Here is a 13,653-nt window from a genome sequence, read left to right as displayed (position 1 = left end):
AGCCTACGCGGACTCAGGTGTCGTACTCCTGGACGCGCCGCCCGCGGCTCCGGTCGACCAGGTCCGGCAGCCGCCGCGTCAACTCCCGTACGACAGAGGGCACATCGAGGGTGAGCAGCTCGCGGTCCCGCATCAGCACGCGGCCGTCCACGACCGTGGTGCGGACGTCGGCCGCGCGGGCGCTGTGCACGAGGGTGGCGGCGAGGTCGTGGACCGGCTGGGTGTGCGGTCCTGTGAGGTCGACCAGGACGATGTCGGCGCGCCGGCCGTGGGCGAGGCTGCCGGCGCGGTCGCCGAGTCCGACCGCACGGGCGCTCTGCAGGGTGGCGTGGTGCAGGGCCTGACGGGAGGTCAGCCAGCGCGGGTCGCCCTCGGTGGACTTCTGGATCAGGGAGGTCAGCGCCATCGACTCCCACACGTCGAGGGAGTTGTTGGAGGCGGCGCCGTCCGTGGCGAGCCCGACGGGGACGCCGATCGCGCGCAGGGACCGTACCGGGGTGGTGTCGGGCCAGGCGAACTTGAGGTAGCCGCGAGGGGCGGTCGCCACCGCCGTACGGCCGCCCGTGCGGGCGAGGAGCGGCAGGTCGCGCTCGATGATGCCGGTGCCGTGAGCGATCAGCAGATCGGTGTCCAGGAGTCCGGTGCGGTCGAGGACCTCGATGGGGGTGACGCCGTGCCGGGCGAGGCTGGTGTCGGTCTGCGCGCGGTTCTCGGCGGCGTGGAGGTGGACGGGCAGGCCGTGGGCGCGGGCGAGTTCGGCGGTGGCGGTGAGGTCGGCGTCGGTGACGGTGTAGGGGGCGTGCGGGGCGAGGGTGGTGGTGATGCGCCCGCCGGCGGAGCCCCGACGGCGCAGCGCGAACTCAGCGGACCGCTCCCGCCCCTCAGGTCCCTGGGAGGAGAAGTAGGCCTCGCCGAGGTGGGCCCGCATCCCGCACTCGGCGACGACGTCGGCGACCACGTCCATGTGGAAGTAGTGGTCGGCGAAGCAGGTGACGCCGCCGCGGATCATCTCGGCGCAGGCGAGCCGGGCGCCCAGTTCCACGTCCCTCGCGGTGAGGCTGGACTCGACGGGCCAGACGACGTCGTTGAACCACTCCTCGGTCGGCAGGTCCTCGGCGAGACCGCGCAGGGCGACCATCGGCGCGTGCGTGTGGCAGTTGATCAGTCCGGGCATCGCGACCTGCCCGCGCGCCTCGATCCGCTCCACGGCCGCCAGATCCGCCGCGGCTGCCGCGGTGGTCACCGATGCGATCACCCCGTCGCGTACGACGATCGCGGCGTCCTCGCGGAAGTCGATCCGCTCCTCGTCGTCGTGCACGAGGACGGTGCAGCCGGTGACGACCAGGTCGGCGGGAGAGACGGTCATGGGTCACAACGTACGACGGTGGCGTCCCGCCCGGTGAGCCGAACCGCGCTTTCGGGTGCTATGCGGCGACGGGCAGTCCCGCCCACCCCGGGCTGCGCTCCAACTCGTCCATCAGCTCCTCCAGTTGCCGGGTGTGCCGTGGGCTGAGGCGGCCGGTGTCGTCGAGGTGCACGGCGCAGGCGGTGGCGGTGTCGACGAGACGTTCGAGGACTGCGGCGACGGCGTCCGTGCCCTCGGTGTGCCGGGCGAGGGCCGGCAGCTCGGCTGCGGCGACCGCGATCGCGGTACGGGCCTCGGCGAGGGTGCGGTAGGCCTCGCGGCGCAACGCCCAGCGCTCGACGCGGTCGCCCGACTCGCTCAGGACGTGCGCGAGGTAGGCGTGCGCGGCGCTCCCGGCGGCGTCGAGCCGGGCCCGTACCCCGCCGCCCCGCTCCCCCGGCATCGGCAGATGCCCGACGATCAGCGCGATCGCGCAGGCCAGCAGTGTCTCGCCGATCCGGCTGACCGAGGCCTGCGGCTCACCGCCGACCATGACCAGGGCGAGGACGAGCACGGTGACGACGGTGGTGAGGGCGGCGAAGTTCCGGGTGGACACCGGGACGAGCGCACCGCACACCGCCACCAGCACGATCAGCCCCTCCGGTCGCGGCAGCAGCGCGGCCAGGACGGCGAACACCAGGGCGCCGAGGACCGTGCCGGCGGCCCGGCACAGCACGCGGGAGGCGAGCGGTCCCAGGTCGGGCTTGACGAGGAAGACGGCGGTCGCGGGCAGCCAGTACCAGTGCTGGTGCTGCCCGTACCAGCGGGAGTGGTGCAGCGCCTGGGCGACGGCGGCGCTCGCACCGAAGCACAGGGCGACGCGCAGCCCGTACTCCCGGCCGCCGGTGCCGAACGCGGCCCGAAGGGCCTGACCTGCGCCGCGCCGCCGGGCGAGCGGCTGGTGTTCGCCGCTCTCGGCCCGGTCGAAGGCATCGGCGGCGCGGAGCAGGGCGTCGTCGAGGGCGCGCAGGGCGGGTGCGGACCTGCTGGGGGCGGGAAGCGGACCGGTACCCGTGTTGCCTCGGACGGCGGCGGCCAGCCGCCGGGGCCCCTCCACGGCGCGCGCTGAGAGGGGTTCGCCCGCCCAGGCGAGGGCGGTGGCGGCCTCGGCGAGCGGCAGCGCGGCGGCGTACCGGGCGTGCAGCCGGCGCTCGGCGGCCGAACTGGCGTACCGGCGCAGCCGGGGTCCGGCGAGGGCGTCCTGGGCGTGGTCGAGGGCGGCGGTGAGCGCGGCCCGCCGGGCGGTGGCGTCCTTGCTTCCCACGGCGTCGAGCAGCGCGGCGACGGCCTCGTACACGTCGGCGACCGCCTCCCGCTCACCGTCGAACCGGAAGTCTCCGGCGAGCGAACCGGGCGTGGGCAGGACCAGCCGCAGCAGGAGCAGCCAGCCGGCGCCGACGAGGAAGGCGAGGGCCCGCTGCCAGCCGCTCTCGGCGGCCGGCATCCCGGCGCCGACCGCGGCCGTGACGAGCAGTTGGGTACCGGCGGCGGAGGCGACGGGCCCGACGGCGCTGATGCCTCCGGCGGCCAGTCCGAGCGCGGTCAGCAGCAGGGTCAGCGGCACGGCGGCCAGGTGCTGTCCTGCGTACGTCCCCACGAGCAGCCCGAGGGCTCCGGCCAGCGCGGGCACCCCGAGCCGCCTGACGGAGGCCCGCCTGCTGCCGGGCCGGTCGTTGATGCCGGCGAGCATCGCGGCGATGGCGGCGAGGACGCCGATCGGTACACGGCCGCTGAGAACACCGGCGAGCAGCAGCGGGCCTGCGGCGAGCGCGCCCCGCGTCACCGCGCTCCAGGGGACGGGCCCGCGCTGGGTGCGCAGGGCGTGGGCGAGCCAGGGGGGAAGGGTCGGTGCGGCGGGGCGCGACACGGGGCTCCTGTTCATACGAGGGCGGGGGTGTGCCTTCGGACGACGGTGGCCATGACTGGTGGGCTGTGGTGTCCACAGTAGATCGCGTTCCCTGAGCAAACGGAGCGATCACGTTTCGGGGAGGTGAAAGGTGACGGGGACGGGGGGTTTCTTTATGAACGCAATGCCTTCGGTCAACGCAATGCCTTCGGCCGCCGTGCGGTCGGCGCCGTGCGGTCCCTCCTCATGTGCGGGCCTCAGGGTCTGGGCGGACCTCGCGGCCGAGGATCTCCTCGGCCTGCCCGATCGCGGCGGTCAGCGCCTCCGGGTCCGCCCGCAACGCCCCGACCACCTCGTCGATCCGTCGGAGCCCGGCCCGCTCCAGCAACCGCTTCTCGTTCGTCACCCATTCCCCGCGCGCCGCCAGCACCGCGTGGCCGCCCTGTACGGCGGCGGTGGCCAGCGCGCCGGCGACCTCGGTGAGGTGGGCGTGCGGGGCGTGGTTGGCCTTGGCGTGGGCCAGGGTGGCGCGGGCGGTGCCGGACCAGCGCTCCGACGCGGTCCGGCACAGCCTGGCCGGGTAGGCCTCCGGGCGGGGCAGCTCGCCCCGCAGCACCTCGTTGACGGCCAGCTCGGCCACGATCAAGTAGCTCGGAATCCCGGCGAGATGGAACAGCAGCGGCTCCACCCGGAACCGCCCCTCCTCCGTCTCCGCCAGCTCGTGCTCGACCACGTCCCGGTAGTGGACATCGACCCGGCGTCCGTCGATGGTCAGCCAGGCCCCGCCGTTGAAGACACCGCCGCCCCAGCCGCCGATCTCCGACACCTCGCCCTCCCAGCCGAGGGCGCGCAGGTCGGCGGGATCGAAGGGGCCCCGGTAGTAGACGGCCAGATCCCAGTCGCTGTCCGGGGTGTGGGTGCCCTGGGCCCGGGAACCGCCCAGGGCCACGGCCCGGACGGTGGGGAGGGCGGCCAGGCGGTCGGCGGTGGTGGAGAGGAAGTCGGCGTCGGGCAGCGCTGGCACGGGCGGGACTCCAGAGGGGGGTGAGGGTCCGGGTGCGGGGAGCGTAGGCCGGGGGCCGGACCTGCGGCGACCCGATTGTCGGTGGGGCGCGTCATCAAGGAAGTCGTCACTCGACGTCACGACGGGGAGGTCATGGTGACAGCTGGGAAGGACGGAGCGAAGAGGCGCCGCGGCCGTGTGTCGATGGCCGGGCTGCGCGCCCGGGGTTGGACCGCGGGGCTGGTGCGCCGCCTGCTGGGCGAGCCCGGTCTGCTGCGTCCCGATCCCTACTCCGCGTCACCCCACCGACCCGGCTCCACGGCGTCGAACGGGTCGAAGCAGCCGAGCGGAGCGCCGAGTTCAGAGGCGCGTGCGGCCGCGGTGCGTCGGTCCTTCACGGCGAGGGCGACCGTACGACGCAGACGGCGGGAGGTGTCGGCGAGGGTCGCGGTGGCTCGGTGGGAGGGGGCATCGGAAGTTGCGGCGGCTCGGAGGGATGGGGCGAAGGCCGCGGTGGCGCAGGGGAAGGCGGGCGACGGCGCGTCCGATCGGCCTGTCGAGCCGTTGCCGAGCCGGAAATTCGGGTGCGGAGGCCTGGACGGGATGCGGATGATCGGGAGGTTGCGCATCCGCCACCCCAGGAGCCGCCATGATCCGCCGAGTGACCGCGCCCGGGCTCTTCCCGCCCCCCACCTACGCCCACGCCTCCGTCGTCGAGGCGGGCATGAAGCTCGCGTTCCTCGCGGGCGCCGTGCCGCTCGACGAGAAGGGGGAGGTGGTCGGTGTCGGGGATCCGGTCCGGCAGGCCGAGCGGGTGATCTCGAACCTTCGCGAGCAACTCCTCTCCGTCGGAAGCGACTTGGAGCATGTGCTGTCGACGGACGTGTACGTCGTCAGCAGCGAGCCCTCGGTGCTGTCCGCGGTGTGGGAGGTCGTCGAGGCCTCGGGGCTGAGCCGGGGGCCGCACTCGTCCACGCTGCTCGGTGTCGCCTGCCTGGGGTACACCGGGCAGCTGGTGGAGATCACGACGACGGCCGTGGTACCGGAACAGGAGGACGTCCGATGACCACCGCGGTCGTTCTTCGCCGGGCGGTGCCGGCGGACGCCAGCGCCGCCGCGGACGTCTGGCTGCGTTCCTTCGCCGCCGCGCTGCCCACCGTCGTCCGTCCCCGCACCGACGAGGACGTGCGGGGCCACTTCCGGGACGTGGTGGTGCCACTGCGGGAGACGTGGGTCGCCGACGCGGCCGGGGAAGAGGACGGGATCGTCGGTGTGATGGTCCTCAACGGCGAGCTGCTCTCCCAGCTGTACCTGGCCCCGCAGTGGCGGGGGCGCGGTGTGGGTGACCGGTTCGTCGCCCTCGCCAAGGAGCGCAGCCCCCAGGGCCTCACCCTGTGGACCTTCCAGGTCAACAGGCCGGCCCACCGCTTCTACGAGCGGCACGGATTCGTCGCCGTCGAGTACACGGACGGCAGCGGCAACGAGGAGCGGGAGCCGGACGTGCGGTACGTCTGGCGGCCTTGAGGGAGGGGTGGGGGGCGGCCGCCCGCGAGAGCACGTGCCGCGGCCTTGGGAGATGCGGGCCGTCAGCCTGCCGGCCGCCCCCGCCCCCACATCCGCAGCTTCGGCAGCGGCTTCCCGTAGCCGCCCGCCCGGCTCGTGGTCAGCCCGAGGGACACCAGCGACTCGGCCAGCTTCACCGCCGCCCCGACCCCGTCGACCACCGGAAGCCCCAGCTTCTCCCCCACCGCCCGCTGGAGTCCCGTCATTCCGGCACAGCCCAGCACCAGGACCTCGGCTCCGGCCTCGCGGGCCCGTTCGGCCGCCGCCAGGAATGCGGCCTCGGTGCGGGCGGGGTCCTCGGCGAGGTCGAGGACGCCCAGGCCCGTGCCGATCACGGCGGCACAGTTGCGGGCCACGCCGGCGGTTTCCAGGCTGTCCTCGATCTGGCCGCGGGAGCGGTCGAGGGTGGTGACGACGCCGTAGCGCCGCCCCAGGAGGCAGGCGAGGTGGGCCGCGGCCTCGGTGATGTCCACGACGGGCACGTCCACCAGCTCCCGTACGCCCTCCCGGCCGTGCTCCCCGAACCCGGCCAGCACGACCGCTTCGTACGGCGGGCCCTCGTAGGTGCGCAGCGCGTCGAGGACGGCCGCGGCCGACAGATAGCTGTCGAGCCAGCCCTCGGCCGACTCGGGGCCCCACGCGGGGGTCAGCCCGGTCACGGTGGTGCCCGGGCCTGCGGCGGCCCGGGCACCTCGGACGATCTCCTCGGTCATCTCCTGCGTGGTGTTGCAGTTGGTGACGACGATCCGCACGTCCGTCAGACCTCCGCCCCGGCCCATGGAACCGGTCGACGGCCGGCTGCGCTGGCTCACCCGGCAGAACGAGGAGTGGCCCCTGCTCCTCGGCGAACATCGGGAGTTGTACGAGGCCATCGCCTCCGGCGACCCGGACCGCGCCCGCGCCCACGCGCTGGACCACGTCCGCGCCAACTACCGCTCGACGGTACGGCACCTGTTCGGCACGGACGCCGACGAGGCGGGCTGAGCGCCGGCTACGGCAGCCCGGCCGCGTCGGCCGCCGTGCGCAGTACCTCGCGCAGCATCTCGGGGGTGAGCCGGCCGGTGAAGGTGTTGCGCTGGCTGACGTGGAAGCAGCCGAAGACGTCCAGGCCACCTAGGGCGACCCGGGTGCCGTGGGCGAAGGCGGGGCGAGGGCGGGGCACGGCCCAGCCTGCCTCGGCGAACGCGGGCAGCGCCGCCTGCCAGCCGAAGGCGCCGAGCACCACGGCGGCCCTGAGCGTCGGGCGCAGCTGCTTCAGCTCCTGCACCAGCCAGGGGCGGCAGGTGTCTCGCTCGGCGGGCGTGGGCTTGTTCGCGGGCGGGGCGCAGTGCACGGGCGCGGTGACACGGACGCCGTACAGCTCCAGGCCGTCGTCGGCGCGCACGGAGGTGGGCTGCGAGGCGAGCCCCACGTCGTACAGGGCCTGGTAGAGCACGTCTCCCGAACGGTCGCCGGTGAACATACGGCCCGTGCGGTTGCCGCCGTGCGCGGCGGGGGCCAAGCCGACGATCACGAGGCGGGCGTCGGCCGGGCCGAACCCGGGCACCGGCCGCCCCCAGTACGTCCAGTCGGCGAACGCGGCCCGCTTGGTCCGGGCCACCTCCTCACGCCACTCGACCAGCCGGGGGCAGGCCCGGCACCCCGCGACACGCCGGTCAAGCCGAGCGAGCCCGCTGCTGTCGTCCATACCGCCACCGTATGCCCGCCTCGGCCGGGCACCCTGGAGTGGCCTGGGGACCTGTAATCGGGATGGGTGGAGGCCCGGTCCGGGCGCGGTCGTGGGCCGACCCGGTCCGGGCGGGGTTGCGGGCCATCCGCGGTCGTGGGCCAAGGGGCGTCGGGGGCCGGGTGCGGTCGTCGGCCAGGGGGGCGGGGCCGGGTGCGATCGTGAGCCGAGTGGGCTCGAATGCCGAGCGGAAGCACGAACCCGTGGGGGCACGAGCAGCGGGGCACGGGCCGAATGAGCTTGCGGGCCGGGTGGGGGCGCCTGCCGGCCGGGGCGCGGGCCGACCCGCGTCACGGATGCTCGGTGTACTGGTGCCCTCTCCGGCCAAGCCCCCCCGGAAAACGTCTCCGGCTGGCCCGGCCCGGCGGGTTAAGGTCGGGACATGGCTTCCGAGGATGCGGACGAGAACGTGCACCGTGACACCGGCGGGCCGGGCGAAGCAACCCCCGCCCAGGATGCCGAGGGGCCCGGAGCCGCCGACGCGCAGCCGCTCGACCCCAAGGTCGCCGCCGCTGTGGCCGCCGCCGAGGCCGCCGGGCCCGGCAAGGGCGAGACGGTGCGGATCGACAGCTGGATCTGGGCCGTGCGCCTGATCAAGACCCGCTCCCTGGGCGCCACCGCGTGCCGTGGCGGCCACGTCCACGTCAACGGCGAGCGGGTGAAGCCCGCCTACTCGGTGCGCGTGGGCGACGAGGTGCGCCTGCGGCAGGAGGGCCGGGAACGGATCGTGATCGTCAAGCGCCTGATCCGCAAGCGTGTCGGCGCCCCGGTGGCCGCCCAGTGCTACATCGACAACTCCCCTCCTCCGCCGCCGCGCGAGGCCGTGGCGCCCGCCGGTCTCCGCGACCGCGGCACCGGCCGCCCCACCAAACGCGACCGCCGCGAACTGGAACGACTCCGCGGCCTTGGCGGACTCGGGGGCCCCGGCGGACTCGGCGCCGCCGGTGGGAGCGACGGCTCCAGCGGCCGCCCGCGGGGGCGCTGAGCCGGTCGCATCCGGGTTCTCGCTCCCCGAGCGGGCTCGGCACGACGGGGGCGTTCCTCGCAATGACACCCTGCGGGCCCGCAGGGCCGAGCGTCGGCGTCGGAGAACCCCTGATCCGGTGACGCCGGCCGGGCCCCCGCCCCCGGTCGGCGTCATCGGTGTCCCTCGCGGGTCACGCTCGACGGCCCGCCTGTCGCAGCAGTCGCAGCAGGTCCGCGTTCTGTTCGCGCCGGGCCCAGGCGATCAGGGCGAGCGGCACGATCAGGATCAGCGGGGTCGCCGCGTACTGGCCGTCGAAGACGGTGAGCTGGACGATGAAGGCGCCCACCATGAGCGCGCTCAACGCCGTCGCCGCCACGGACTGCAGGACCGGCACCAACAGCGCCACCGCGCCTGCCAGTTCGAGCGCGCCGATGGTGTACATGCCCACGCTGCCCCAGCCGATCCTGTCGAAGGACTCGACGGCCGACGGGTGTGCGATCAGCTTCGGCAGTGCGCTCGCGATCCCGTAGAAGAGGGCGAGCAGCACCTGCACCGTGCGCAGGGCGATCCGGGCGAGGCGACCACGGGTGGTCGCGGAAGCGCCGGAGGCGGCGGTGGTCTCGGACATGGGGGTCTCCTGGGTGAAGCGGTCCCGGTTGCTGTCACCGATGTAGACCGGTCCCGATCCGAGAACTCATCGCTCAGCCCCGACCCGAGTTTCCGTCGCCCCTATGCCGCCCGTACCGCTCTCACCCATGTCCCGTCCGGGGTCAGAAGGGCGTCCACCTCCAGTCCCGCCTCCGCCAGCGCCTCCTCGAACTGCTCGTCGGACAGGGGTCGCGCCAGAAACGTCTGAGTCCAGACGGCGTCGGGGAACAGGTACTCGGCGCGTACCGAGTTCACCCCCTCGCCGGCCGGCTCCGCCGACACGATGCGCAGGGTGAAGCCGCCCGGGTCGACCCGCTCCCTCGGTACTTTCGTGTGGTAGTCCGGGCCCTCCCGCTGGATGAGCACGCAGCCGCCCTCGGCCACGTGCCGGGCGCAGGTGCGCAGCAGGCCCCGGCGGACCTCCACGTCACCGGTGTGCACGAGGAACGACGCGAGCATCACCACGTCGAACTTCTCGCTCAGGTCCAGTTTCTCGATCGGGCCGCATACCGTGCGTGCCCCGCGGACATGGGTGAGCATCTCGGCGGACTCGTCCACCGCCGTGACGGTGAAGCCGCGTTCCAGCAGGGGATGGGTCACCCGGCCCACCCCGCTGCCCAGTTCGAGAATGTGCGCGCCCGCCGGCACGGCTCCGGCGACGACGTCCGGCTCGTCACCCACCGGCAGCCGCCTGTACAACTCGACCGCGCAGCCGTCGGGGGTGATCGCTCCAGGTCCTGTTCCCTCGTATCCCTCACGCATTTCGACCGTCATGCCCGAACAACGGACAGCCGCCGTACGTCCGTTCCCGCCGACGTGCGGTTCACTCGTTCGAGTCATTCCTCTCGGAGCGGGAACCATCCATGCCCGACGTACCAGTGCCCGCCCGCTCGCAGGTGGTCACCGACGGCCCGTTCCACGGATGTGCGCCGGGGCAGCTGCGCGACCGGCAGGTCCGGGTCGCCGAAGACGAACTGGACGGGCTCGGTGTCGGCCGGTTCGGTGTCCTCGTGGGCGGTGCGGAAGCGTTCCTGGAAGCGGACGATGTTGGACCGGGCCGGGAGATGGCGCTTCAACTGTGGGTCGAGCAGCCAGGAGTGGCACACCACGGCCTCGGCGGGCTCCTCGGGGAAGCACAGGGCGAAGAACTCCCGGGCGAGCGTCAGGGAGCGGTCGCAGGCGGACGGGGTCAGCGGGCCGTGGAAGTCGGGGATGTGCAGGTTCAGACAGGGTGTTCCGGGTGCCGCGGACAGGCCGGCCGCCGCGATCGCCGACGCGGTGCGCCGCCCGAGCCGCGCCCGCTCGAACTGGAGCCGTCCCAGGTGGTACAGCTCCCCGCGGAAGTGGTGGGCGAGCCAGCGCGGCGACTGCACTCCGGTCCTGCCGTGCCGTCTGCGGTGCACCGCCATGTGCCGGCCCAGGTCGGCCAGGGTGCGCCGGGAGGTCTCGGCCGGTATGCCGCGAGCGCGGTGGTGGGCGAGGGTGTGCGGGACCGCGGCGACGAAGACGTAGACGGCGAGGGTGCCGTGGAGTGTGGGAGGAGCGGCCGCGAGCAGGTCGTCGAGCTCGGGCGTGCGGCCCGTGTCGCCCGGGTCCCGGAGCAGCTCCTCGACGCACTCCTCGAGGAGCCGGCGTGTGCCGGGATCACCGGTCACCGTGCGGCGCAGTGCGACCAGTTCGTTGATGTCCTCGTGCGGCACGGCCAGGTCGAGGAGCAGTTCGGGCAGGTCGTCGGCGTCCGGAAGCACGGTGCGTCCCCCTTCGACGAACGTCGTTGCTGAACGTTCCCGACGAAGAGTACGTTGCAAGGAGGAGTGGTGATCCGATGCGTACGGGCAGTGAGCCGGCGACCGCGCGCAGTGCACTGCGGGCGCGGTTCTGGCTGAGCGTGTGGGGCCTGGTCTGGGCGATCTTCGGTACGGCGGCGTTCGCACTGGTGGGGCGTCCGGGCTGGGCGGCCGCCTGCGGGGTGTTGTGGCTGGTGGTCACCGTGGACATGGCTATGATCCTCAGGCACATGCGCCAGGGCCCGCATTACCAGCCGGGCCGGGACGTGCCGCCGTACCGGCCGCCGGATAGCGGTCCTCCCTACCCCGGGCCGCCCCGGCACCGCCACCCGTGACCGCGGCTCGCGGCCGGTGGGCGGTCAGGAGTCGAAGCGGGCAGCCTTGAGATACCGCGGGTTGGGGTCGAGCGCGGCGGCGAGCCGGAAGTGGCGCTTGGCCTGGTCGGGGCGGCCCTGGCGTTCATAGGTGCGGGCGAGCGCGAAGTGCGCGAACGCGTTGTCCGGTTCGCGCTCGAGCACGATGGTGAACTCCAGTTCGGCGGGCCGCAGTTGTGCGGCCGCGAAGAAGGCACGTGCGCGCAGCAGCCGGGCAGCGGTGTTCTCGGGGTGTGCGGCGATGACTCCGTCGAGCAGCTTCACCGCGCCCCGCGGATCTTGCGCGTTGAGCAGTTGCTCGGCCGCGCGGAAGTCGATGACATGCGTCTCCGGAGTACGTCCGGTGGAACCGCTGGTCTCGGGCACGGCAAAGTCCTTCCCTCACTGGAGCGGTTCAACGCCCGGAGAGGGACCGCTATTCCGCGCCCGCCTCGCCCGGTCGCCCGTCCGCGGACGCCGCCCGGGGCTCGCGGGCGCGGCGCACGAGGTCGTCCCAGATCTCCGCCACGCGCTTGCGCAGGGCGTCCAGGGGCACGTCGTTGTCGATCACGATGTCCGCGATCTCCCGGCGCTGCTCACGGGTCGCCTGGGCGGCCATGCGGGCGCGCGCGTCGTCCTCGGTCATCCCGCGCAGCCGCACCAGCCGGTCGAGCTGGGTCTCGGGGCCGGCGTCGACGACGATCACCAGGTCGTACAGCGGTGCCAGGCCGTTCTCCGTGAGGAGCGGCACGTCGTGGATCACGACGGCGTCGTCGGCCGCGGCGCTCTCCAGTTCGCGGGAGCGGACCCCGACCAGTGGATGCACGATCGAGTTGAGGGCGCTCAGCTTCTCGGGGTCGGCGAAGACGATGGAGCCGAGCCTGGGCCGGTCCAGGCTGCCGTCGGCGGCGAGGACGTCCGGGCCGAAGGCCTCCACCACGGCCGCGAGCCCCGGCGTTCCGGGCGCCACGACCTCGCGTGCGATGCGGTCGGCGTCGATCAGCACGGCTCCGTGCTCCACGAGCAGCCGTGACACCTCGCTCTTGCCGGCGCCGATGCCGCCGGTCAGGCCCACTTTCAGCATGTGCCGAAGCTTAGGCCCTGCCACCGACAGGACCATCACCCGGCGCCGACCCGAAGCATCGGCGTCCTACGACAACGCGGCAGGTGCGCGTGGCAGGCCCCGCGACCCCGGCAAGATCCGAAAGCGAGGCCCTAGTTGTCGCCCTCCCGCTCCGCGAGGAACCGCTCGAACTCCCGGCCGATCTCGTCGGCGGACGGAATGTCGACCGGGTCGGCGAGCATGTTGCCGCGGGTCTCGGCGCCCGCGGCGGCGTCGTACTGGTGCTCGAGGCCCTGGACGAGCGAGGTCAGTTCCTCGTCGCCCTCCTGGATCTGCCGGTCGATCTCGGTCTGCGTGCGGTGCGCGTCCGTTCGCAGGGAGTGCGCGACACCCGGCAGGACCAGTCCGGTGGCCGCCGTGACGGCCTCCAGGACGGTCAGCGCCGCGTCCGGGTACGGGGAGCGGGCGATGTAGTGCGGGACGTGTGCGGCGACACCCAGTACCTCGTGTCCGGCCTCCATGAGGCGGTACTCCAGCAACGACTCGGCGCTGCCCGGCACCTGGGCCTCCTCGAAGGGGCTGCGGTGGCCCGGAACGAGGTCGGTGCGGTTGCCGTGCGGGGTGAGTCCGACGGGGCGGGTGTGCGGGACGCCCATGGGGATGCCGTGGAAGTTCACGGACAGGCGGACGCCGAGCCGCTCCACGATCTGCCGTACGGCCGCCGCGAACCGCTCCCACTCCACGTCCGGTTCGGGCCCGGACAGCAGCAGGAAAGGTGCGCCGGTGGCGTCCTGGACGAGGCGGACCTCGATGGAGGGCACCTCGTATTCGGTCCAGCGGTCCCGCTTGAAGGTCAGCAGCGGGCGGCGGGCCCGGTAGTCCACGAGCCGGTCGTGGTCGAAGCGAGCGACGAGCTGGTGGGGCAGTGAGTCGAGGAGCCGTTCGACGATCTGGTCGCCGGTCTCCCCCGCGTCGATGTATCCGTCGAAGTGGTAGAGCATGACAAGGCCGGCCGACTCCTGGGCGAGCGCCATGTCGACGACTGCCAGGCCCTTCGGCTCCCATGCGTACAAACCCTGCGGATCAAGCACTGTGACCGCTCCTCCTCGTGTTCCTCATCCACAACGCACCCTGGGGCGTGGGCATTCCCGTGCCAGGCCGCTGATCAGGCACCTCGCGCCGCGCACCTTGACGCTCCGTCAACTGGTCCGTACCTTCACGAAGACCGGAGTTCACATTCACGTTCGTCGTTCATGTATGAGATCAGCGACCGCACGACAGGAAGGAACCCC

The 13,653-nt window shown here is 73.4% G+C and carries 16 protein-coding genes and 1 pseudogene; 5 read left to right on the top strand and 12 right to left on the bottom strand.

Going from position 1 to position 13,653, the window contains the following annotated elements; all coding sequences use genetic code 11:
• Window positions 1-13 precede the first annotated feature (13 nt).
• From AC07CM_RS20545 to AC07CM_RS20530, 4 genes are all read right to left on the bottom strand, one after another.
• A complete protein-coding gene (locus tag AC07CM_RS20545) occupies window positions 14-1,366 on the bottom strand; it encodes an amidohydrolase (RefSeq protein WP_478877843.1) in 1,353 nt (450 codons plus the stop codon).
• 58 nt (window positions 1,367-1,424) lie between these two features.
• Window positions 1,425-3,287 carry an FUSC family protein gene (locus AC07CM_RS20540; RefSeq protein ID WP_478877842.1) on the bottom strand — a complete coding sequence of 621 codons (1,863 nt, stop codon included), beginning with the start codon at window positions 3,285-3,287 and terminating at the stop codon, window positions 1,425-1,427.
• Between the two features lie 208 nt (window positions 3,288-3,495).
• A complete protein-coding gene (locus tag AC07CM_RS20535; protein WP_478877841.1) occupies window positions 3,496-4,275 on the bottom strand; it encodes a nucleotidyltransferase domain-containing protein in 780 nt (259 codons plus the stop codon).
• Window positions 4,276-4,541: 266 nt separating this feature from the next.
• On the bottom strand, window positions 4,542-4,883 hold the full coding sequence (locus AC07CM_RS20530) for a hypothetical protein (RefSeq protein WP_478877840.1): 342 nt from the start codon (window positions 4,881-4,883) through the stop codon (window positions 4,542-4,544).
• Window positions 4,884-4,903: 20 nt separating this feature from the next.
• Between AC07CM_RS20530 and AC07CM_RS20525 the strand changes: the two genes are divergently transcribed.
• Both AC07CM_RS20525 and AC07CM_RS20520 read left to right on the top strand, forming a co-directional pair.
• A complete protein-coding gene (locus tag AC07CM_RS20525; protein ID WP_478877839.1) occupies window positions 4,904-5,320 on the top strand; it encodes a RidA family protein in 417 nt (138 codons plus the stop codon).
• Entirely contained in the window at window positions 5,317-5,778 is a 462-nt protein-coding gene (locus tag AC07CM_RS20520) for a GNAT family N-acetyltransferase (RefSeq protein WP_478877838.1), read from the top strand. Before AC07CM_RS20525 ends, AC07CM_RS20520 begins: the two co-directional genes overlap by 4 nt.
• 62 nt (window positions 5,779-5,840) lie before the next feature.
• On the opposite strand, the gene AC07CM_RS20515 is transcribed toward AC07CM_RS20520, so the two are convergent.
• A complete protein-coding gene (locus tag AC07CM_RS20515) occupies window positions 5,841-6,569 on the bottom strand; it encodes an aspartate/glutamate racemase family protein (RefSeq protein ID WP_478877837.1) in 729 nt (242 codons plus the stop codon).
• Window positions 6,570-6,594: 25 nt separating this feature from the next.
• Here AC07CM_RS20515 and AC07CM_RS20510 point away from each other — a divergent pair.
• Window positions 6,595-6,801 (top strand): annotated as a pseudogene (locus tag AC07CM_RS20510) (FCD domain-containing protein); the annotation flags it as partial.
• Window positions 6,802-6,808: 7 nt separating this feature from the next.
• On the opposite strand, the gene AC07CM_RS20505 reads toward AC07CM_RS20510, so the two are convergent.
• Window positions 6,809-7,504, bottom strand: coding sequence for a uracil-DNA glycosylase (locus tag AC07CM_RS20505; protein ID WP_478877836.1), 696 nt, complete (start codon window positions 7,502-7,504; stop codon window positions 6,809-6,811).
• A 421-nt stretch (window positions 7,505-7,925) separates the two neighbouring features.
• On the opposite strand from AC07CM_RS20505, the gene AC07CM_RS20500 reads away from it, so the two are divergent.
• Complete coding sequence (locus AC07CM_RS20500; RefSeq protein WP_478877835.1) at window positions 7,926-8,528, top strand: RNA-binding S4 domain-containing protein; 603 nt, start codon at window positions 7,926-7,928, stop codon at window positions 8,526-8,528.
• 172 nt (window positions 8,529-8,700) lie between these two features.
• On the opposite strand, the gene AC07CM_RS20495 is transcribed toward AC07CM_RS20500, so the two are convergent.
• The 3 genes from AC07CM_RS20495 to AC07CM_RS20485 all read right to left on the bottom strand — a co-directional run bounded on the left by AC07CM_RS20495 (window position 8,701) and on the right by AC07CM_RS20485 (window position 10,906).
• Entirely contained in the window at window positions 8,701-9,138 is a 438-nt protein-coding gene (locus tag AC07CM_RS20495; protein WP_478877834.1) for a DoxX family protein, read from the bottom strand.
• Between the two features lie 101 nt (window positions 9,139-9,239).
• A complete protein-coding gene (locus AC07CM_RS20490; protein WP_478877833.1) occupies window positions 9,240-9,932 on the bottom strand; it encodes a class I SAM-dependent methyltransferase in 693 nt (230 codons plus the stop codon).
• A gap of 62 nt (window positions 9,933-9,994) precedes the next feature.
• A complete protein-coding gene (locus AC07CM_RS20485) occupies window positions 9,995-10,906 on the bottom strand; it encodes an acyltransferase domain-containing protein (protein WP_478877832.1) in 912 nt (303 codons plus the stop codon).
• 77 nt (window positions 10,907-10,983) lie between these two features.
• On the opposite strand from AC07CM_RS20485, the gene AC07CM_RS20480 reads away from it, so the two are divergent.
• Complete coding sequence (locus tag AC07CM_RS20480) at window positions 10,984-11,280, top strand: DUF6343 family protein (RefSeq protein ID WP_478877831.1); 297 nt, start codon at window positions 10,984-10,986, stop codon at window positions 11,278-11,280.
• Window positions 11,281-11,304: 24 nt separating this feature from the next.
• On the opposite strand, the gene AC07CM_RS20475 is transcribed toward AC07CM_RS20480, so the two are convergent.
• The 3 genes from AC07CM_RS20475 to AC07CM_RS20465 all read right to left on the bottom strand — a co-directional run bounded on the left by AC07CM_RS20475 (window position 11,305) and on the right by AC07CM_RS20465 (window position 13,452).
• Window positions 11,305-11,685: a tetratricopeptide repeat protein gene (locus AC07CM_RS20475; protein ID WP_478877830.1), complete on the bottom strand. Its 381-nt coding sequence runs from the start codon at window positions 11,683-11,685 to the stop codon at window positions 11,305-11,307.
• A gap of 49 nt (window positions 11,686-11,734) precedes the next feature.
• A complete protein-coding gene (gene coaE, locus AC07CM_RS20470; RefSeq protein WP_478877829.1) occupies window positions 11,735-12,382 on the bottom strand; it encodes a dephospho-CoA kinase in 648 nt (215 codons plus the stop codon).
• A 131-nt stretch (window positions 12,383-12,513) separates the two neighbouring features.
• Window positions 12,514-13,452 carry a PAC2 family protein gene (locus AC07CM_RS20465; RefSeq protein ID WP_478877828.1) on the bottom strand — a complete coding sequence of 313 codons (939 nt, stop codon included), beginning with the start codon at window positions 13,450-13,452 and terminating at the stop codon, window positions 12,514-12,516.
• Window positions 13,453-13,653 lie beyond the last annotated feature (201 nt).

Source organism: Streptomyces sp. NPDC044061, from assembly GCF_056434305.1.
The sequence above is the reverse complement of the archived record's forward strand: the minus strand, read 5'-3'. Positions and strand labels throughout refer to the sequence as shown.

Bases quoted from the DNA above. Each gene is read 5' to 3' on its own strand.
- AC07CM_RS20545 (WP_478877843.1), bottom strand. From the start codon at position 1,366: ATGACCGTCTCTCCCGCCGACCTGGTCGTCACCGGCTGCACCGTCCTC.
- AC07CM_RS20540 (WP_478877842.1), bottom strand. From the start codon at position 3,287: ATGAACAGGAGCCCCGTGTCGCGCCCCGCCGCACCGACCCTTCCCCCC.
- AC07CM_RS20530 (WP_478877840.1), bottom strand. From the start codon at position 4,883: ATGCGCAACCTCCCGATCATCCGCATCCCGTCCAGGCCTCCGCACCCG.
- AC07CM_RS20525 (WP_478877839.1), top strand. From the start codon at position 4,904: ATGATCCGCCGAGTGACCGCGCCCGGGCTCTTCCCGCCCCCCACCTAC.
- AC07CM_RS20520 (WP_478877838.1), top strand. From the start codon at position 5,317: ATGACCACCGCGGTCGTTCTTCGCCGGGCGGTGCCGGCGGACGCCAGC.
- AC07CM_RS20505 (WP_478877836.1), bottom strand. From the start codon at position 7,504: ATGGACGACAGCAGCGGGCTCGCTCGGCTTGACCGGCGTGTCGCGGGG.
- AC07CM_RS20500 (WP_478877835.1), top strand. From the start codon at position 7,926: ATGGCTTCCGAGGATGCGGACGAGAACGTGCACCGTGACACCGGCGGG.
- AC07CM_RS20495 (WP_478877834.1), bottom strand. From the start codon at position 9,138: ATGTCCGAGACCACCGCCGCCTCCGGCGCTTCCGCGACCACCCGTGGT.
- AC07CM_RS20490 (WP_478877833.1), bottom strand. From the start codon at position 9,932: ATGACGGTCGAAATGCGTGAGGGATACGAGGGAACAGGACCTGGAGCG.
- AC07CM_RS20480 (WP_478877831.1), top strand. From the start codon at position 10,984: ATGCGTACGGGCAGTGAGCCGGCGACCGCGCGCAGTGCACTGCGGGCG.
- coaE (WP_478877829.1), bottom strand. From the start codon at position 12,382: ATGCTGAAAGTGGGCCTGACCGGCGGCATCGGCGCCGGCAAGAGCGAG.